The organism is Streptomyces sp. NPDC020747, assembly GCF_044334695.1.
Lineage (GTDB): Bacteria > Actinomycetota > Actinomycetes > Streptomycetales > Streptomycetaceae > Streptomyces.
The window spans coordinates 105,613-124,126 of the sequence record NZ_JBIRTJ010000018.1 but is presented as its reverse complement, the minus strand read 5'-3'; the positions used below and the strand labels follow the sequence as shown (position 1 = coordinate 124,126).

Annotated in this window: 16 protein-coding genes; 5 read left to right on the top strand and 11 right to left on the bottom strand. The window is 71.4% G+C overall.

Features of this window, described 5'->3' with window-relative positions:
* Positions 1-105: 105 nt before the first annotated feature.
* Together ACH4YP_RS38250 and ACH4YP_RS38245 are read left to right on the top strand one after the other, a co-directional pair.
* Complete coding sequence (locus tag ACH4YP_RS38250; protein ID WP_398495590.1) at positions 106-1,506, top strand: sensor histidine kinase; 1,401 nt, start codon at positions 106-108, stop codon at positions 1,504-1,506.
* Positions 1,503-2,168 carry a response regulator transcription factor gene (locus ACH4YP_RS38245; protein WP_361060655.1) on the top strand — a complete coding sequence of 222 codons (666 nt, stop codon included), beginning with the start codon at positions 1,503-1,505 and terminating at the stop codon, positions 2,166-2,168. The genes ACH4YP_RS38250 and ACH4YP_RS38245 overlap by 4 nt, the downstream gene beginning before the upstream one ends.
* Here ACH4YP_RS38245 and ACH4YP_RS38240 read toward each other — a convergent pair.
* Both ACH4YP_RS38240 and ACH4YP_RS38235 read right to left on the bottom strand, forming a co-directional pair.
* The gene (locus tag ACH4YP_RS38240) at positions 2,129-2,413 is read right to left on the bottom strand and encodes a DUF6332 family protein (RefSeq protein ID WP_361060653.1); all 285 of its coding nucleotides are present in this window, start codon (positions 2,411-2,413) and stop codon (positions 2,129-2,131) included. The genes ACH4YP_RS38245 and ACH4YP_RS38240 overlap by 40 nt on opposite strands.
* Before the next feature lie 140 nt (positions 2,414-2,553).
* A complete protein-coding gene (locus ACH4YP_RS38235; protein ID WP_398495588.1) occupies positions 2,554-4,080 on the bottom strand; it encodes an MFS transporter in 1,527 nt (508 codons plus the stop codon).
* Between the two features lie 85 nt (positions 4,081-4,165).
* Between ACH4YP_RS38235 and ACH4YP_RS38230 the strand changes: the two genes are divergently transcribed.
* A complete protein-coding gene (locus ACH4YP_RS38230) occupies positions 4,166-4,576 on the top strand; it encodes a MarR family winged helix-turn-helix transcriptional regulator (protein ID WP_398495586.1) in 411 nt (136 codons plus the stop codon).
* A gap of 70 nt (positions 4,577-4,646) precedes the next feature.
* Here the strand turns inward: ACH4YP_RS38230 and ACH4YP_RS38225 are convergent, their stop codons facing one another.
* The 6 genes from ACH4YP_RS38225 to ACH4YP_RS38200 all read right to left on the bottom strand — a co-directional run bounded on the left by ACH4YP_RS38225 (position 4,647) and on the right by ACH4YP_RS38200 (position 11,160).
* On the bottom strand, positions 4,647-5,378 hold the full coding sequence (locus ACH4YP_RS38225) for a maleylpyruvate isomerase family mycothiol-dependent enzyme (RefSeq protein WP_361060647.1): 732 nt from the start codon (positions 5,376-5,378) through the stop codon (positions 4,647-4,649).
* Positions 5,379-5,407: 29 nt separating this feature from the next.
* Positions 5,408-5,614: a hypothetical protein gene (locus ACH4YP_RS38220; RefSeq protein ID WP_361060645.1), complete on the bottom strand. Its 207-nt coding sequence runs from the start codon at positions 5,612-5,614 to the stop codon at positions 5,408-5,410.
* 8 nt (positions 5,615-5,622) lie between these two features.
* Entirely contained in the window at positions 5,623-6,522 is a 900-nt protein-coding gene (locus ACH4YP_RS38215; RefSeq protein WP_361060643.1) for an NAD(P)-dependent oxidoreductase, read from the bottom strand.
* Positions 6,523-6,608: 86 nt separating this feature from the next.
* Entirely contained in the window at positions 6,609-7,781 is a 1,173-nt protein-coding gene (locus ACH4YP_RS38210; RefSeq protein ID WP_398495584.1) for an MFS transporter, read from the bottom strand.
* A gap of 209 nt (positions 7,782-7,990) precedes the next feature.
* Positions 7,991-10,159, bottom strand: coding sequence for a PQQ-binding-like beta-propeller repeat protein (locus ACH4YP_RS38205; protein WP_398495582.1), 2,169 nt, complete (start codon positions 10,157-10,159; stop codon positions 7,991-7,993).
* 197 nt (positions 10,160-10,356) lie between these two features.
* Complete coding sequence (locus ACH4YP_RS38200; protein ID WP_398495580.1) at positions 10,357-11,160, bottom strand: SDR family NAD(P)-dependent oxidoreductase; 804 nt, start codon at positions 11,158-11,160, stop codon at positions 10,357-10,359.
* An 86-nt stretch (positions 11,161-11,246) separates the two neighbouring features.
* Here ACH4YP_RS38200 and ACH4YP_RS38195 point away from each other — a divergent pair, with 86 nt between their 5' ends.
* The gene (locus ACH4YP_RS38195; protein WP_361060635.1) at positions 11,247-12,098 is read left to right on the top strand and encodes a helix-turn-helix transcriptional regulator; all 852 of its coding nucleotides are present in this window, start codon (positions 11,247-11,249) and stop codon (positions 12,096-12,098) included.
* A gap of 54 nt (positions 12,099-12,152) precedes the next feature.
* On the opposite strand, the gene ACH4YP_RS38190 is transcribed toward ACH4YP_RS38195, so the two are convergent.
* Both ACH4YP_RS38190 and ACH4YP_RS38185 read right to left on the bottom strand, forming a co-directional pair.
* Positions 12,153-14,126 (bottom strand): serine/threonine-protein kinase, encoded by a 1,974-nt coding sequence (locus tag ACH4YP_RS38190; RefSeq protein WP_398495578.1) that lies wholly within the window; start codon positions 14,124-14,126, stop codon positions 12,153-12,155.
* 212 nt (positions 14,127-14,338) lie between these two features.
* A complete protein-coding gene (locus ACH4YP_RS38185) occupies positions 14,339-15,289 on the bottom strand; it encodes an EamA family transporter (RefSeq protein ID WP_398495576.1) in 951 nt (316 codons plus the stop codon).
* A gap of 68 nt (positions 15,290-15,357) precedes the next feature.
* On the opposite strand from ACH4YP_RS38185, the gene ACH4YP_RS38180 reads away from it, so the two are divergent.
* The gene (locus ACH4YP_RS38180; protein WP_361060629.1) at positions 15,358-16,215 is read left to right on the top strand and encodes a LysR family transcriptional regulator; all 858 of its coding nucleotides are present in this window, start codon (positions 15,358-15,360) and stop codon (positions 16,213-16,215) included.
* A 45-nt stretch (positions 16,216-16,260) separates the two neighbouring features.
* Here ACH4YP_RS38180 and ACH4YP_RS38175 read toward each other — a convergent pair whose 3' ends face one another.
* Entirely contained in the window at positions 16,261-18,216 is a 1,956-nt protein-coding gene (locus ACH4YP_RS38175; protein WP_398495574.1) for an amino acid transporter, read from the bottom strand.
* Positions 18,217-18,514: the final 298 nt, after the last annotated feature.

Sequence of the window (18,514 nt, the reverse complement as noted above, 5' to 3'; positions counted from 1 at the left end):
GGAGGCCGCCGAGCCCGAGCCGGAGCGGGTACTCCGCCGGGAGTACGTGTGATCACCACGCTCGGCTGACGCCTTCGGCGACCCGTGGCGTCTAGCGTGGCAGGCATGGAAGAGCAGCGCACACGCCGGTGGGGCGGACCCCCCTGGGCCGGGGGCGGCCCGCCGCGTCGCCGGTGGCAAGGACCCCCGTGGTGGAGCCGCCGCGACCAGGAGGATGAGGGCGGCGGCCGTCCGGGTTGGCCGTGGCGTTCGACGCTGCTCCTCACCGTGTTCGTCCTCGTCGGCAGCAACTTCGCCGCGGAGCAACAGCCGGATCGGGAAGATCTCGACGTCCTCGCGCGGCTCCTCCTCTTCGGGGGCGCCGCTCTGCTTCTGTGGCGGCAGCGGTATCCCGTGGCCGTGGTGTTCGGCACGGCGGCCACGGCCCTCGTCTACTTCAGCGCCGGATATCCCTACGGGCCGATCTTCCTCACGGTCGCGCTCGCCTGCTTCAGCGCGATCGTAGCGGGGCGGCGCTGGGAGGCCTGGACCGCGCTCGGCACGCTGTGGGTGGTCCATCTCCTGGTGGGTCACTGGCTCTACCGGTGGCTGCCGCCGAAGGGCGACCCGGTCTCCTCGTGGGGCGAGGAGGTCGCCATCGCCGCCTGGATGATCGCCATCCTCGCGGTCTCCGAACTCGCCCGCGTACGCCGTGAACAGTGGGATCGCGACCGGGCGGAACGCAGGCAGGCGGCCAAGCGGCGTGCCGACGAGGAGCGGCTGCGGATCGCCCGGGAACTGCACGACGTCCTGGCGCACAGCATCTCCGTCATCAACGTCCAGGCGGGTGTCGGCCTCGCGCTGCTCGACTCAGACCCCGAACAGGCACGCACCGCGCTCACCACGATCAAGGCCGCGAGCAAGGAGGCGCTGGGGGAGGTGCGCCAGGTGCTCGACACGCTTCGTACACCCGGAGACGCGCCGCGCGCGCCGGCGCCCGGCCTCGACCGGCTCCCCGAACTCGTCGAGCAGGCGGCGGGCGCCGGACTGACGGTCGACGTCGAGAGCGGGGGCGAGCGCAGGACCCTGCCGCCCGGTGCCGACCTCGCCGCCTTCCGCGTCATCCAGGAGGCACTGACCAACGTCGTACGGCACTCCGGATCGCGGCACGCGCGCGTGCGGGTCGATTACGCGCGCGACGCGTTGACGCTCCGTATCGACGACGACGGACCCGCGACCGGCGAGGACGCGGGCGGCAGCGGCAACGGGCTGGCCGGAATGCGGGAGCGGGCCGCGGCCCTGGGTGGCACCATCGAGGCCGGACCGCGCGAGGAGGGAGGCTTCCGGGTGCTGGCCCTGCTGCCGCTCAACAACTCGCACGGGACGTCAGGGACACAGACCGGAACGCAGACCGGCGGAATGTCGTCAGGGACGTCGACCGGAACATCGGCCGGGACATCGGCCGGGACATCGGCCGGGACATCGGCCGGGACCGGGAAATCCCTCAAGCTCAAGGAGGACCGGTGATCCGCGTACTGCTCGCCGACGACCAGTCACTGGTCCGCGCCGGCTTCAAGGCGCTCCTCGACGCCCAGCCGGACATCGAGGTGGCCGGAGAGGCCGCCGACGGTGAGGAGGCGCTGCGCGCGGTGCGTGAACTGCGGCCGGACGTCGTCCTGATGGACATCCGCATGCCCCTGCTCGACGGCCTCGCCGCGACCCGCCGCATCACCGACGACGACGGCCTGAACGACGTCAGGGTCGTCATGCTCACCACCTTCGAGCTGGACGAGTACGTCTTCGAGGCCATCCGCTCCGGAGCGTCCGGCTTCCTCGTCAAGGACACCGAACCGGAGGAACTCCTGCGAGCCGTGCGGGCGGTGGTCGAGGGCGACGCGCTGCTGTCACCGGGCGTGACCCGTCGGCTGATCGCCGAGTTCGCCGCGCGCTCCAAGGAGCCCGCGGCCGTCGGCGCGCTCGCCGAACTCACCGAGCGGGAGCGGGAGGTGATGGCGCTGGTCGGCATCGGGCTGTCGAACGACGAGATCGCGCGCCGGCTGGTCGTCAGCCCGCTGACCGCGAAGACCCACGTCAGCCGGACCATGGTGAAGTTGGGCGCCCGCGACCGGGCCCAACTGGTCGTGCTCGCCTACGAGTCGGGGCTGGTGCGGCCGGGCTGGCTGGGCTGAGCCGCCTGCCGGAAACGGACCAGCACACTGGCCACCCGGAAGACGAAGAGCACGGCCGCGAGTGAGGTACCGGCCGCGAGCTGGACCTTCTCGACGGTGACGGGCAGGTCGAAGAGCAGTGCCGGTCCGGCCACGGCCCCGAACGCCACCGCAGCGGCGAACGCGGCACTGAACAACGCGTATCCGATCTCGACGGTCATCTCGTCCCGCTCGGACTGAGTCCGCCGCCCCCTGGTCTGTCCCATACCGGCAGTCTCACAGGGGAGCGCCCGGCGGGGCAAGGAAAGGCGCGCCCGGCGGGGCAAGGAAGCCCGCCGGGCGCACGTCGTCGCGAGGGACCGAGGGAAGGACGCCCTCAGGGGGCGCGTCGCCGCGATGGAAGGTGTCAGTCGCGGGCCGACACCCGCGCGTTCCCCTGCACCTGCTCGTCCTCCCGCACCCGCTCGTCCTCCCGCACGTCCTCGGACTTGGCGACCAGGACCGTCGTCCGCCGCGTCCGCTGCCCGCGCAGTCCGGTGGCCGTGATGAGCAGGCCCACCACGGCGATCGCGGTGATGGCGACGAGGCCGGGACGGTAGCTGTCGAGGACCGCCTGGGGCGAGGAGCTCTCGGAGGTGTTCGCGGTCACGACGGCCGTCACGATCGCGAGGAAGATCGCGCCGCCCACCTGCACCGAGGTGTTGAGCAGACCCGAGACCATGCCCTGCTCGTGGTCGTCCACGCCGTTGGTGGCCTGGATGTTGAGCGAGGGGAAGACCAGCGCGCAGGCCGCGCCGATCAGCAGCATCGACGGAAGGATCACCGCCGCGTACACGGGATCCAGGTCGACCCGCAGGAACAGCACGTAGCCGACGACCATCAGGGCGAAGCCGGCCACGATGAGCCGCGGCGTGCCGAACCGGTCGACCATCGCGCCCATCTTCGTCGAGGACAGCGCCACCAGCGCGCCCGCGGGCAGGAAGGCGAGCGCGGTGTGCAGTGCCGACCAGCCGAGCAGCGACTGCATGTAGAGCGTGACGAGGAACTGGAAGCTGATGTACGAGCCGAAGAACGCCATGGCGCCCAGCTGCGCCCGGATCTGGTTGCCGGAGCGTAGTACGCCGAGCCGGATCAGCGGGCTTGCGCTGCGCTGCTCGACGCGTACGAACACGGTCAGCAGGACGGCCACCGCGAGGAACGACAGCAGCGAACGGGCCGAGGTCCAGCCCACTTCGGGCGCCTGGACGACGGTGAAGACGAGCAGCAGCATCGAGGCGGTGCCGATGATGGCGCCCGGTATGTCGTAGCCGCGGTGGGTGCGGTCGCGCTCGCTGCGCGGGATGAGCTTCAGACCGGCGATCAGGGCGATGACCGCGATGGGCGCGGGCAGCAGCATGGTGAGCCGCCAGCTCGCCTCGGTGAGCAGCCCGGACAGGACCAGGCCCATCGAGAAACCGGTCGCGGCGCAGGTGACGTAGATGGAGAGCGCGCGGTTGCGCAGCGGGCCCTCCGGGAACGTCGTGGTGATGATCGACAGGCCCGCGGGAGCGGTGAACGCCGCGCTCAGGCCCTTGATGAACCGGCTGGCGATGAGCAGCGGGCCGGAGTCGACGAGCCCGCCGAGCAGCGAGGCGAGCGCGAAGACGCCGAGCGCCACCAGGAAGACCTGGCGGCGGCCGAGGAGGTCGGCGGCGCGTCCGCCGAGGAGCAACAGGCCGCCGTAGCCGAGGATGTAGCCGCTGACGATCCACTGCAGGGTCGAGGTGGAGAGGTCGAGTTCGGAACCGATGGACGGCAGGGCGACGCCGACCATCGACACGTCCAGCGCGTCCAGGAACATCGCGGCGCAGAGCACCAGGAGGGTGCCCCACAGGCGAGGCGTCCAGCGAACCGCAGAGGACGGCGCCGCGGAGGTGGTGAGCGGAGAGGTCATGCGCCGACAGTACATGCGCATGCATTCAATGCAAGCGCATTTAATGTGGATGCAACAAAAGTGGGTTTTTGCTAAGGTGCGGGCCATGGTGGCTGTCGAGAAGGCCGAGCGCGGCCTCGTGGACCAGTGGCGCGACATCCTCGCGGTGCATGCGCGCACACTGTGCGAACTGGACCGGACTCTGCACCAACACGGCCTGTGCGCAAGCGACTTCGAGGTCCTCGACGTACTGGCCGCGACCACGCCCAGCGACGACGGCGACCTCTCGTACCGCGTCCAGGAGATCGCCGAGCGGGTTCATCTGAGCCAGAGCGCCCTGTCCCGGCTGATCGGGCGCCTGGAGAAGGACGGTCTCGTGGAGCGCTGCATGTGCCCGGAGGATCGGCGAGGGGTTCGGGTCGCCCTCACATCGAAGGGGCGCGCGCTGCACGGCGAGGTGCTGCCGGTGCAGCGGGCGGTGCTGGGGCGGATGCTGGCGGGTGGCTCCGCCGGGTGAGGTGGCTGGGCGGGTGAGTCGCCGATGAGGCCGGCCGCTCGTTGCTGTCGTCGGCGCGCGCCGTTCAGCTTCAGGTGACCGCGGACTTCTCCCGCCACAGTGACGCGATCGACGAGTCTCCCGTCACGCCCGGGAACGGTGCACGGTTCCACAGCGCCAGGTGGAGCTGGGCGGCCGTCCCCGTCAACTCGCAGTCCGCGTCCGCCACTTCGCCCCGCTCGGCCGCCGGGGGTTCGGCCGACAGCCGTACGCTCCACACGGCGTCCGAGTCCGAGGCCCGTACCCGCAGGACGCGCGGCTCGTCCGTCCGTACCCTGCTCCTGCCGCGGGCATGGAAGCCGAGCAGCAGTTCGTCGATGCCGTCGACCGCGAAGTCCACGGGGACCGCGGTCGGGGTGCCGCCGCGGGCGGACTCCGCATCGACCCGGTGCACGGTCGTCTCGTGGGCCTGCCGCCGGGCCCAGAAGGCGAGTGGTGAGGGCGCGGGCATGAAACTCCAGCACTCCACGTCGGGAGGGGCGGTGGAGAGAGTGTCGACGAGCCTGCGGTGCCCGTCCCGGAACCAGGTCAGCAAGGCCGAACCGTCCAACTCGGGCAGGCCACCGTCGGGATGGTACGAGGTGTGCCCCTCGGCTACGAACGCCGTGGCCCAGCGGTGCACCATCCCGGTGTGCCGCAACAGGTCCCGCACCTGCCACTCCGGACAGGTGGGCACCTTGGCGCCGGCCCCGGCCTCCGCCGCGGCCTCGGCGAGCAACCCGCCTTCCCGGTCCAGGCTTCGAATGAACTCGGCAATCTCCATACAGGGGAGTGTGCCGGATGGAGCGGGCTTCAGGAGGGAGGCGTGGTCGACGACGCCGAGTGCGGCACCCAGCCACGCGAACGCTCGCCGAGGTCCGTATCGACGTCGAGGCCCGCGAACGCCGTGAGGCGTGTGTCGTCCTCGGCTGCGATGCCTCGGCGCCGCGACGCCTTGGACATCGCCACGACGCCGGGGCGGATCCTCGTGCGCGACTCGGCCTGGGTCGGCGTGGCCAACCGCGCGGTCAGCCGCCGGTGTTCGCCTCCTTCTCGTCGAAGCTCGCGAAGTAGGCGGCGGCCATGTCCTCGTCGGCGTGGCCCTGGGCGGCGGCGCGGGCGAAGCGTTCGGCGCTCGCGGCGGCGACGTCGAGACGGATGCCGTGCCGTTCGCCCGCCGCGACGATCAGACGGGCGTCCTTGGCGGCGGTGGCCACGGCGAAGGCGGCCGGCGAAAACTGGTCGTTCAGGATGAGCCCCGCCTTGGCGTGCAGATAGCCCATGTCGAGCGGGCCGCCCGCGATGGCGTCGAAGAAGCTCTGCGGGTCCACGTCAAGAGCCTTGGCCAGGGCCAGCACCTCACCGGTCGCGTTGGTGACGGCGAGCACCCAGCTGTTGGCCACCAGCTTGAGACGGGTGGCGCTGCCCGCGGCACCGTCCTCACCCGTCCACACCGTACGGGCGCCGACGGCGTCGAAGACCGGTGCGACGGCTTCCCTGCCGTCGCTCGGACCGGCGGCCAGAACGAGCAACTGACCGGCCTCGGCGGGCTGTCGGGTGCCGAGAACGGGCGCGTCGTAGAAGACCAGGCCCTTCTCGCGGGCGAAGTCGGCCAGTTCACCGACGGCATCGATCCCGGCGGTCGTCGACTGCACCCACGCGGTGCCGGTACGCAGGGCGGGCGCCGCCTGCCGCATCACGTCCAGCGCGGCGGGGCCGTCGTACAGCATGGTGAGGACGACATCGGCGCCCTCGACCGCCTCCGCGGGGGTGTCGACGACGTGCGCGCCGTCGGTGGCGAGGGGTTCGGCCTTGTCGCGGGTACGGTTCCAGGCCCGGACGGTGTGTCCGGCGCGGACGAGGTTACGGGCCATCGCGGCGCCCATGATCCCGGTGCCGAGGACACTGACGGTGAGCTTGTCGGTCATGACATCAACTTTCCTGATCCGTATGGTGCGTCGGTTACCACTGTGCCCTGCCCTGCCCTGCTGTGGCTGCGGCTCCGACGGGGCCGTCAGCCGGCCGTCGCCCGCCGTGTCCCATAGCCGATGACGGCGGCCACCGCGGCCAGGGCCGCCACGCTGGTGAGGGCGATGGGCAGGGAGAACCAGTCGGCCATGAAGCCGATGGCGGGCGGCCCGAGGAGCATGCCGCCGTAGCCGAAGGTGGAGGCGATGGCGACGCCGCTGGGGCCGGCCAGGGCGCCGGCCCGTTCGACGGCGATCGGGAAGATGTTGGCGAGGCCGATCCCGGTGACGGCGAAGCCGAGCAGGGCCGCCCACACGGAGGGGGCGAGCGATCCGACGAGCATGCCGACGGCGGCCATGGCGCCGCCCGCGACCACCGTCCGGGTCCGCCCGAGCCGCTCCAGGAGCGTGGTCCCACAGAGTCGGCCGATCGTCATGGCGAGCGCGAAACACGAGTAACCCGCGGCCGCGACGCCCGGGTGCGCGTCCAGGTCCTGCTCCAGGTGCAACGTGCCCCAGTCGGCCAGGGCTCCCTCTCCGTACGCCGTGCAGAGGGCGATCAGACCGAAGACGACGACCAACCGGCGTGTACGGGAGTCCGGTCGGCGCGGTGTGCGCTCTCTGGGTTGCCCGGGAGCCGGGCGCGGTGCGGGAGACTCGTGCCGCAGCAGGGCGCGTCCCGCGACGGCCGTCACCAGCAGGCCGATCACGGTCAGGCCCAGCAGATGCCGCGTCGGCGACAGCGAGCCCGCGACCAGTCCACCGAGGCCGGCGCCGATCATTCCGCCCAGGCTGAAGGCCGCGTGGAAACTGGGCATGATCGGCCGCCGCAGCGCGGCCACCAGGTCGACGGCGGCGCTGTTGAAGGCGACGTTGATACCGCCGTACGCGGCGCCGAAGATCAGCAGGACCGCACCGAGTGCCCAGGTGGAGTGGGTGAGCGGCGGCAGCGCGACGCTGAGGGAGAGCAGGATGCCGCAGACGACGGTGACGGGGTGGCTGCCGTAGCGGCGGCAGAGCCGGCCGGTGAACATCATCGTGACGACGGCTCCCGCGGAGACGCCGAGGAGGGCGAGCCCCAGTGTGCCGGCGGAGGCGCCGGTCTGTTCCTTGATGGCGGGAATGCGGACGACCCACCCGGCGAAGACGAAGCCGTCGAGGGCGAAGAAGGTGGTGAGGGCGATACGGAGTCGGGTGAGGTCGTTGCTGTGGCCCGGCACGTCGTTGTGCGTTCGGGATTTGTTTATTAGCGGCACAAACTCAGGCTAGGTGGGCGCCGGGGGCTGGGCAAGGGCGTTGTCGCTCGGTCGCTCGGTCGCTCGGTCGCTCGGTCGCGATGGGCGGCAGGGCCGGATGCTCCTTGGGCGGGACTGCTCGTACCGCATGGTCCGGTGCTTCCCGGGCACGGGATCCCTGAAGACCTCGGCGGTCAGGAAACGTCGGCGACCGAGAAGACCCCCGGCGCGCTGACCCCGTACAGCACACCGCCCACCAGAAGCGGCGGCACCGAGTTCGGTGTCAGTTCCTCGAAGGAGCGGCTCTTCGTGTCGAAGGACGAGGTGGTACGCCCGATCTCCTTGCCGGTGCGTGGGTCGAGCGCCAGGATGCTGGTGTCCGGCATCGTCACGTACAACCGGCCGTCGTGGATGGCCGGTTCGCTGAAGACGCGCAGGTCACGCGAGCTGGTCCACAGCGGCTTCCCGCGTTTCAGATCGAGGGCGAGCAGGGTCTCGTTGCCGTAGTCGAAGATGTACATGGTGTCGCCGTGCACCAGCGGCGGCGCTTCCGGCTCGACGCTCCAGGGGAAGTCGATTCGGCGCGTCTTGCCGCTGCCGAGATCCTGGACGAAGAAGGCGGCGGAGAGCCCGGTGTTGTCGTCCCAGCGCGCGTAATAGGCCTTGTCGTCGTGGACCGTGGCCAGCCACAGATCGCCCTTGGGCGCCTCGACGTTGCCCAGGGTCCTGCCGGTGCGCGCGTCGAGGCGGGCTATGCCGCCGGAGCCGTCGCGCAGATCGGCGTAGAGGGTCCCCTTGGACCCCTCGTGGAACGGGTTCGCCGACGAGGAAGCCAGTTTGCGCTGCCACAGTTCCTCACCCGTGCGCGGCTCGTACGCCGCGAAGCGCGCGGTGTCGGAAGGCCCGAGTTCGTCCAGCCGTACGAGCAGCACTCCGCTCAGGTACGCGAAGTCGCCCACCGGGCCGTCCACATGCCACAGCCTTGCGCCGGTCCTGCCGTCGAAGGCGTCCACTCCCTCGGAGCGGTCCGAGCTGTTGACGAACACCACACCCTCATGGACGACAGGCTCGCGCAGCGTGTAACCGCTGACCTTCTTCTGGCTCATGGGCTTGGTCCATTCCACCCGGCCCGTCGCGGAGCTCAGTCGCATCAGGGCGACCTGCGGAGAGGAGCAGAAGACGCCGAGTGCGTCCGGAACGCACGTCGGTCCGAAGGGCGTCGGCTCGCCCTTGCCCTCGTCCGGCTCCAGCGCGTTGTGCCACGGCTTCCAGCCGGCCGGGACCGAACCACGGGGCGTCGCCTGCGCGTCGGCATGGCCGACCGTGCTTCCAGGGCCGTCGTTCAGCACGGTGACCGAAGCCGCCCCAGCCACGCCGAGGACGACCGTGCCGACGAGGGCGGTCCACAGCCAGGTTCTACGGCGCTTCGGTTCGGCCGGTCTCCGTCTCGGGCCCGAGAGCGACAGCGTCCCTGTTTCCGGCTGCACGGTCACCGGGATCCGGGACGGCGCTTCGTCCGAATCGGACTCCTCGTCGGTCGGCTCCGCCGGCAGCCTGGTCAGCGCCTCCAGCACCTCGCTCGACGTCGGGCGGTCCGCCGGCTCCTTCGTCAGACAGGCCGAGACCAACGGGCGCAGCGACTCCGGCAGCCCGCGCAGGTCGGGCTCGCTGTGCACGGTGTTGTACGCGGCGAGATAGGCGTTCTCCGCCTCGAAGGGGCTGCGCCCGGTGGCCGCGTACACGAGTACCGCCCCCAGCGAGAAGACATCGACGGCGGGGCCGACCTCGCGGGGGCGGCTGAACTGCTCCGGTGCCATGAACGGAGGCGAGCCCATCACCATGCCCGTCTGCGTGCGGACGTCACTGCTGGCCGCACGCGAGATGCCGAAGTCGATGACGCGCGCGGCCCCGTCGTCGCCCTCACCCTCCAGCAGGAGCACATTGCTCGGCTTGAGGTCCCGGTGCACGACCTCCGCGCGGTGGATCTCACGCAGCGCCTCGGCGAGTTCGGTGCCGAGGCGGCGCAGCGCCCGCCGATCCAGCGGACCCGCCTCGGCGACCCGTTCGGTGAGTGTGCGGCCCGGAACGAACGCGGTTGCCATCCACGGTCGTTCCGCGTCCGGGTCGGCATCCACGACCGGCGCGGTGAACGCACCGCTGACCCGGCGCGCGGCCACGATCTCCTGCCGGAACCTGGCCCGGAACTCGGCGTTGTCGGCATACCTCGTGTGCACGACCTTGACGGCGACTGCCCGCCCCGAGGCCGATCTGCCGAGATAGACGACGCCCATGCCGCCGGTCCCGATCCGCGATTCGATCCGATAGCCGCCGACGGACCGCGGATCGTTCTCGCGCAGGGTCACCGTGTCTCCTTCACCAATTCTCGCCTGGACGGTTCCGGGCCGGATCCTTCTGGCAGGAACCGTTCTGACAGGGACCCTTCACTCTAGTGCCCGTTCTCCCGGGCCCTTCCGGTGAACGGCCGGCGCACCTGCTGAAGGCTCCGAACGACAGATGGCGGTGGCGGAGGCGGAGCCTCTGTGTTTACAGCGCCCCCGGTTCAGGCTCGTGCGCCGCCGTCGACCCGCAGGACCGTGCCGGTCACGAACGAGGAGCGGTCGCTGAGCAGCCAGGCGGCGGCCTGGGCGATCTCTTCGGGGTCGGCCGCGCGGCCCAGCGGAGTGTGCGCCGTGAGGCGCTCCTGGAGGCCGGGTGAATCCGATTCCCAGGTACGGATCATCTCGGTCAGGGTGTTGCCGGGGGCGATGGCGTTGACGCGGATGCCTTCCGGGCCGTAGGTGATGGCAGCCGACTCGGTGAGGCTGTTGACCGCTCGCTTCATCGCACCGTACGCGGGCAGCTGGGGGTTGCCCGTCAGGCTGCCGACGGATGAGTTGTTGACGATGGCCCCCGCCTGGGCGGTGGCCCGGATGGCGGCGATCTCGGCGACCATGGCCAGCCACGGGCCCCTGAGGTTCACGGCGTAGAGGTGATCGAAGTCGGCCTCGGTCACCTGGTCCATCGGGCCGGGGGGTACGAACGCCGCGCCGTTGTTGAAGGCGACGTCGAGCCGGCCGTACAGGTCCACGGCGCGGTCCACGGCGGCGCGTACGGCGGCCGCGTCGGCCAGATCGCACACGACGTGGTCCGCGACGCCGCCTGCCGCCCGGACCTCCTCGGTCACCGTCTTCAACTGGGCTTCCGTCCGGGCCGCGAGCAGCACCCGGGCGCCCTCCCGGGCGAACAGCCGCGCGGCGGCGGCGCCGATACCGCGACCGGCGCCGGTGATGAAGGCGACCTTGCCGTCCAGCAGGCCAAGAGCGGTGGGGGCGGCGGATGTGTCGGTGGTGGGTGTGTTGTCCATGGCTTCGAGCCTGCGCCGGTCCCTGGAGCCCATCCAGGCACCGGCGGTACCTGGATGGGCCCACTCCACCCGCGCACACTGGGGGTGTGGACAGACGAGAACTGGCGGACTTCCTGCGCAGCAGGCGCGAGCGGATCACCCCCGCCCACGTGGGGCTGCCCGCCGGGCCGCGCCGCCGCACGCCGGGACTGCGCCGCGAGGAGGTGGCGCAGCTGGCCTTCATCTCGGCCGAGTACTACACGCGCCTGGAGCAGGCCCGCGGCCCGCGCCCGTCGCGCGAGGTACTGGCCGGGCTGGCCCGGGCCCTTCGCCTGTCGGACGCCGAGCGCGACCACCTCCACCACCTGGCCGGCGCACCGCCCGGCCCGCCGCCCGGGCCCTCGCGCGAGGTACGGCAGAGCATCCTCGACCTGCTGAGCCGGCTGCCCCGGGCCGCCGCGATCGTGACCTCCGCGTCGTTCGAGGTGATCGCCTGGAACGAGCTGGCGGCCGCCCTCATGGAGGACTTCTCCGCCGTTCCGCGGCGCGACCGCAACCTCGTACGCCGTGTCTTCCTCGGGCCGCACCCGCAGGGGCGGCGGCTGTACGGAGTGTCTGACGCGGACGCCTTCGCCCGCAACGCGACACAGCGGCTGCGCGCCACCGCCGCTCGCTATCCCGAAGACCCCGAACTCACCGGGCTCGTTGGTGAACTCCTCGCCGGAAGCGAGGAGTTCACCCGGCTGTGGTCCTCCCACGACGTGAGCGCCGAGCCCACCCTGCGCAAGACCTTCCAGCACCCGCTGGTCGGCCCGGTCACCGTCAACTGCGACGCCCTCGACATCACCGGCCGGGACCAGCAGGTCGTGATCTACACAGCCACCCCCGGCTCACCCTCCGAGGAGGCGCTGCGACTGCTGTCGGTCATCGGCACGCAGCGCATGGACGTGGGCCGTTGAGCCACGCCGACCGGACGCCGGGCATGCATGGGCGTCGGCCATCAGGGTCACTCCTCAGACCCGCGTATACGTGAGCCGTCGCCCGTCGGACAGTTCGCGTACGAGTGTGTCGCCCTCGGTGCGCAGTGTGGAGGAGCCGCCGCGCAGGCAGGGGCCGGAGGAGGCGGACCGGTCGATCGCCGGTGGTGCGAAGCGTGCCGGGTCGTTAGCGTCCCCCACCGAGACCAGGTCCATGTCGGCCTCGCAGTGCTCGTCGCCGCTGTCCGAGACCAATGTGGCGGCCGGGCTGCCCACCGGTGTCCGTTCGATGGTCATTCGCTGCGTGCCACCGTTGGCCAGCGGGCGCTGCCAGGTGCCGAGCAGGTCCTCGGGCAGCTTCTCCGGACCCTCGATCCTGTGCAGTTCGGCGGTGCGCCCCGCCGCTTCCCAGCGGAGGGAGTCACCGTCGGCCCGGGAAAGTACATGGTCGCCGAGGGCCGAGCACGAGCCCGGGGGGACGCTGCTGACGACCTTGGTGTCCAGCCGTAGCGACGTACCGCCGGCGGACGGCTCGGCGGCGAGTTTGCCGTCGCTCTTGCACTCGTACTCCTTGCCGAGGCTGATGCTGGTGGCGACGACCTCGCCCACCTGCCCCGACGAGACGACGAACCGACGGAACTGATCGGTCGGCTTCCCGTCCCGCTCGACCTCGCCCGCCCAGATGCCCACGAACGCCTTGGGCACATCGGATGTCCCGCCGCCGTTCTCACCGGAGCCGGAGACAGAGTCGGATTCCGACTCCCCGGACGGCAGCGGCAGATCGGCGCCCGACGCGGCGTACGCGCCCCCTGCCACCACGGCGGCGGCCGCCAGCGCGAGCGCGGCCCGTCGGCCCCTGCCCGCCCGGCGAGGGCCCGGCGAAGGGGTCGACTCCGTGCGCCCGTGGTCCGGCTTCGGCACGACCTGGGTTCCCCACTCCGACCGTTCCGACCGCTCCGACGCGGGAGGTTCCTCCCAGGTCACGAGCGAGGCGGCGGACGACGGCGAGGGTGCGGCCGGTGCGGGCGACGACACGAAGGTGGCCGGCGCGGCCATGGCGCTCGCGTGCGGCGGCGTGTCCGTGTCGAGCAACTGGACGGCGCTGCGCCCCAGTTCGGCGATGATCCGGGCGGGCAGCCACGGCGGCGACGAGGTGTCGGTCGTCGCCGGTCGCATCCGTGCGACCACCTCCTGGGGAGTCGGCCTGGCAGCCGGATCCTTGGCGAGGCAGTCGGCGATCAGTCCCCGTACCGGCTCCTCGATCCCCGTCAGGTCCGGCTCCTCCTGCGCGATACGGAACATCACGGCGTGAACCCCGCCGGAACCGCCACCGCCGAACGGCGTCTGCCCGGTCGCCGCGTACGCCAGTACCGTGCCCATGCAGAAGACATCGGCGGCCGGGCCCACCGGCTCGTCCCTCAGCTGCTCCGGCGACATGAAGCGGGGCGAACCGACCAGCGCGCCCGAGCTGGTCGGCGTCGACCCGGGTACCGCGTCCAGCGCCCGCGCGATGCCGAAGTCGATGACCCGGGGGCCGTCGATGGTGATCAGGACGTTGGAGGGCTTGAGGTCCCGGTGGACCAGTCCCGCGCCGTGAATGTCGAGCAGGGCACAGGCGAGTCCATGGGCGAGGGTGCGTACGGACGGGGCGGGCAGCGGCCCGTGCCCGTCGGGCGAGACGATGTGTTCGAGCGAGGGCCCCGCGATGTAGCCGGTGGCCACCCACGGAGTCTCGGCCTCGGTGTCGGCGTCGAGGACCGGTGCGGTCCAGCGGTCGCTCACCCTGCGCGCCGCCGCCACCTCCAGCCGGAAGCGCTCGCGGAACTCGGGTTCGGCGGCCAGCTCCGGTTTGATGAGCTTGACCGCGACCGTGCGCCCGCCTTCCGAACGCGCCAGACAGACCCTGCCCATACCGCCCGCGCCGAGGGTTCTGAGCAGCCGATACCGGCCGACTCTGTCGCCAACCCCACCGGCGGTGGCATCGAAGTCGCCTGTCGACGGCTCCGTCATCTGGCTGTCTCCCCTCGGTCGGCACTCCGCCCCCCTTCGCTGCCTCGAAGGGTCACGAGCCGGTGGTCCACGAGCTTCCGCTTGACGTGAACAGAGGCTACCCGGCTTCGAGTTGCAGGTGGTGCGACGTCCGCGGGCTCTGCCTCCGACCGAACACGCGTACTCCTTCGGTCGTCGTGGCCGGTGGACGACACGTGAGGATCACGCACCGGTCAGGTGCGCCGCGTGACGATGCTGAGGGAGTTGGCGGCGACGATGGCCCCGATGCTCGCCCACTCCGGCAGGCCCAGGTTCTGGCCGAGGCCGATCCAGCCGACCACGGCGGCGAGGACGGGGTTGACGCTCATGAACAGCCCGAAGGCCTGGGCCGGAACGCGGCGCAGGGTGAACATGTCCGTGAGGTACGGCACCGCCGAGGCGAGCACCCCGGCGGCGACGGCGTAACCGACGGCCTCGGCGGTCGGCGGGTGCCGGAGCACCAGGACGACGCCGACCGGCAGGAACATCAGGGCGGAGACCCCCGACGCGGCGGCCGAGCCCTGCGCACCGGGGACGCGTTGCCCGACGGTCCGGTTGAGGAGGATGTACGACGCCCAGCAGGCGGCGGCGAGCAGGCCCAGGGCCATCCCGATGTAGTCGGTCGAAGGCTGCGGGCGCATCAGCGTCACCACGCCCGCTGCGGCGACGACCGCGGCGCAGACGTCCACGCGGCGGCGCGCGGCGGAGAGGGCGATGGCGAGCGGGCCCAGGAACTCCAGGGTCACCGCCAGTCCCAGGCCGATGCGGTCGATGGCGCTGTAGAGGGACAGGTTCATCGTCCCGAACACCAGGGCAAGGAGCAGCACCGGCCGCCACTGCCACCAGGTGAACGACCGCAGCTGTGGTCGGCCGACGGCCAGCAGGACGACCGCGGCGACGTACTGGCGGACCGCGACGACCCCGACGGGACCGAGCACGGGGAAGGCGAGGGACCCGATCGCGGCGCCGGTCTGGGTGGACAGACCGCTGCCGATCATCGTGGCCACACCGGCGAGTTGCCGTGCGCGTCCGGCCGGCTGCGGGTCCGGGAGATCCGGCGCCGCCCGGCGCGGGGGCGCCGCGGGCAGTGGCGCGGCTGGGGGGTGTACGGAGGCGGTGGTGCCAGGTGCGGGAGCGGCTCGCATGCTTCGATCGTGTGACACGGCGACCATTGCGCAAAATGCACCTGGTGAATTATCTATACGCTTCAGTCATGGATGTGGAGCTACGGCAGTTGCGCTGTCTCGTCGCGATCGTCGACGAGGGCACCTTCACCGACGCGGCCATCGCGCTCGGCGTCTCCCAGGCGGCCGTGTCGCGGACCCTGGCCTCGCTCGAACGAGCCCTGGGAGTACGGCTGTTGCGCCGCACCTCGCGCGAGGTGGCGCCGACCCCGGCGGGGCTGCGCGTGGTGGCCCACGCCCGGCGGGTGCTCGGCGAGGTGGCCGATCTGGTCCAGGAGGCCAGGTCGGGGCACACGCGTCTGCGGATCGGGTACGCCTGGTCGGCGCTCGGCCGCCACACGTCGGCCTTCCAGCGCCGCTGGGCCAAGACGCAACCGGAGACGGACCTGCGGCTGGTCCGCGTCAACTCCGCCACCGCCGGTCTGGCGGAAGGCGCCTGCGAACTCGCGGTCGTGCGCAGGCCGTTGGAGGAGGACCGGCGGTTCGACTCCGCCATCGTCGGCCTTGAACGACGCCTGTGCGCCCTGGCCGCCGACGACGCCCTGGCCGGGCGCCGCTCCGTCCGGCTCGCGGATCTCGGCGGGCGCACCCTGCTGATCGACCGGCGGACCGGCACCACCACCGCGGAACTGTGGCCGCCGGACGCCCGCCCGGCGACCGAGGAGACGTCCGACGTCGACGACTGGCTCACCGTGATCTCCAGCGGCCGCTGTATCGGCCTGACGGCGGAGTCCACCGCCCACCAGTACCCCAGGCCCGGCATCGTCTACCGCCCGGTCCGGGACGCCGAGCCCATCGCCGTACGCCTCGCCTGGTGGCGGGACGACCCGCACCCGGCCACCCAGGCGGCGATCGAACTGCTCACCGCTCTGTACCGCAACGGCTGACCGGCTTCAGGCAGTTGTACGCCGGTGCCGCAGGCCCGGGCCGGTTCAGCCGACGTGTACCCGCGGCCGTCGCGCCCGGTCCGGTTCCGCCTCGCGGAGGACCTCGCGGGTGACGGGGGCGACCTCGCCCTGGCCGAAGAGGAAGAAGCGGAGGAAGTTGGTGAAGGGGTTGCCCTCGGTCCACTCGAAGTAGATGTGCGGGATGCAGCCGGTGGTGTCGCGGACGTGCAGGACGAGGGCGGCCAGGGCGTTGGGGACGGAGGACGACTCCAGGGTGAGGACGCGGTAGCGGCCGTGCAGGACCTCGCCGCGTACGGTCAGGCCCGCCTCGAACTCCGACGGGTCCAGGACCGTGACCTCGACGAACACGAAGTCCTCCTGGGCCGGGACGTCGTTGTCCGCGCGGATCTGCTCGATCTTCTCGCGGTACTCGGTGATGTCGCGGTTGTCGGGTTCGTTGGCGATGAACCGGATCCGGCGGCTGGCGATGTCCCGTACGAACCGCTGGGCCATGCCGTCCAAGGTCACGCTGGTGACGCGGAGTTCGAAGGCGCGGGCGAGGCGTGAGAGGAGGGAGACGAGGATGATGCCGGCGATGAAGCAGGCGCCGATCTTCACACCGTCCGGGCGTTCGATGACGTTCGCGACGGTGACGTAGAGGAACACCGCCGAGATCACGGCGAAGGCGACGGTCCAGTTGCGCTGGCCGGCCTTGCGCGCGGCGATGGTCACCGCGATCGCGGCCGAGCTGATGAGGACCAGGACGCCGGTCGCGTACGCGCCGCCCTGCGCGTCGACGTCCGCGTCGAAGATCCATGTGACCAGGAACCCGACCAGCGTGAAGACGATCACCATCGGGCGGACGGCGCGCGCCCAGTGCGGGGCCATGCCGTAGCGGGGCAGATAGCGGGGCATGAGGTTGAGCAGCCCGGCCATGGCGGAGGCGCCGGCGAACCACAGGATGGCGATGGTGGACGCGTCGTAGACCGTGCCGAAGGTGCTGCCGAGGTACTCGTGCGCCAGATACGCGAGCGCGCGGCCGTTGGCCTCGCCGCCCGACTGGAACTCCTTCTCCGGGATGAGCAGCGTGGTGATGAAGCTGGTCGCGATCAGGAACACGCTCATGATGAGCGCGGCCGTGGTCAGCAGCTTCTTCGTGCCGCGGATACGGCCCTCGGGGTTCTCCTCGGTGTCACTGGGGTCGCCCTTGACGTGCGGCATGACCGCCACGCCGGTCTCGAAGCCGGAGAGGCCGAGCGCCAGCTTGGGGAAGACCAGCAGGGCCACGCCCACCATGGCAAAAACGTTTCCGTGCTCGGCGGTCAGGGCGGTGGACCAGTCGCTGATCACATGCCCCTCGGTGGCCACGTGCCAGAGCCCGGTCACCACGACCACCACGTTGAGCGCCAGGTAGAGGCCCACCAGCGTCACGGCGACGCCGATCGCCTCCAGGAAGCCCTTGAGGAACACCGCGCCGAGCAGAGCGATGAGTACCAGCGTGATCAGCACTTGTCTGTCGTGCAGCGCGTCGGTCAGATGCGGGTTCTCCACCAGGTGGGTGGAGGCGTCGGCGGCCGACAGGGTGATGGTGATCAGGAAGTCGGTCGCGGCGAAACCGAGCAGGGTCAGGACGAACAGCTTGCCCTTCCAGAAGGTCAGCAGCCGTTCCAGCATGGCGATCGAGCCCTCGCCGTGGGGGCTTTCCTCGGCCACCCGCCGGTACACCGGCAGCGCGCCCGCCAGCGTGACGACGATCAGCACGATGGTGGCCACGGGTGACAGCAGCCCGGCGGCGAGAGCCGCGATGCCCGGCTGGTAGCCGAGCGTGGAGAAGTAGTCGACGCCGGTCAGGCACATCACCCGCCACCAGCGCTGTCCCTTGTGCACGGGCTCCGGCTCGGCGGGCCGCGGCGCCGGCTGCCGGCCCTTGCCCATGTCGGACAGCCCCTCCAGCATCCAGGCGCGCAGGCGACTGGGCGGAGGGTGTTCGGTGGTGGCCATCGGCGTGCTCCAGATGTCCGGCTCGGCATGCGGTTTCCGGCCATCACGCGGACGGCGGCATCAGCGTATGCAGAGAGTGACGCACAGGCCCACGGATGAGGCCGCCGTGGGCGTCAAGCTTCCGTTAAGAGAAGCCGAGCGACCTCGCAGACCCATCAGGACGACCAGGTCCCGGCTCTGGCGGGGCGCCCCCCGGACGTCCCGCGGGGGCCCCGCCCCCCCGCCGGGGTGGCGCCGGGGGGCGGGTGGGTGGGGGCCGGGGGGGGCGGGGGGGGGGGGGCCGCGGGGTTGGTTACGG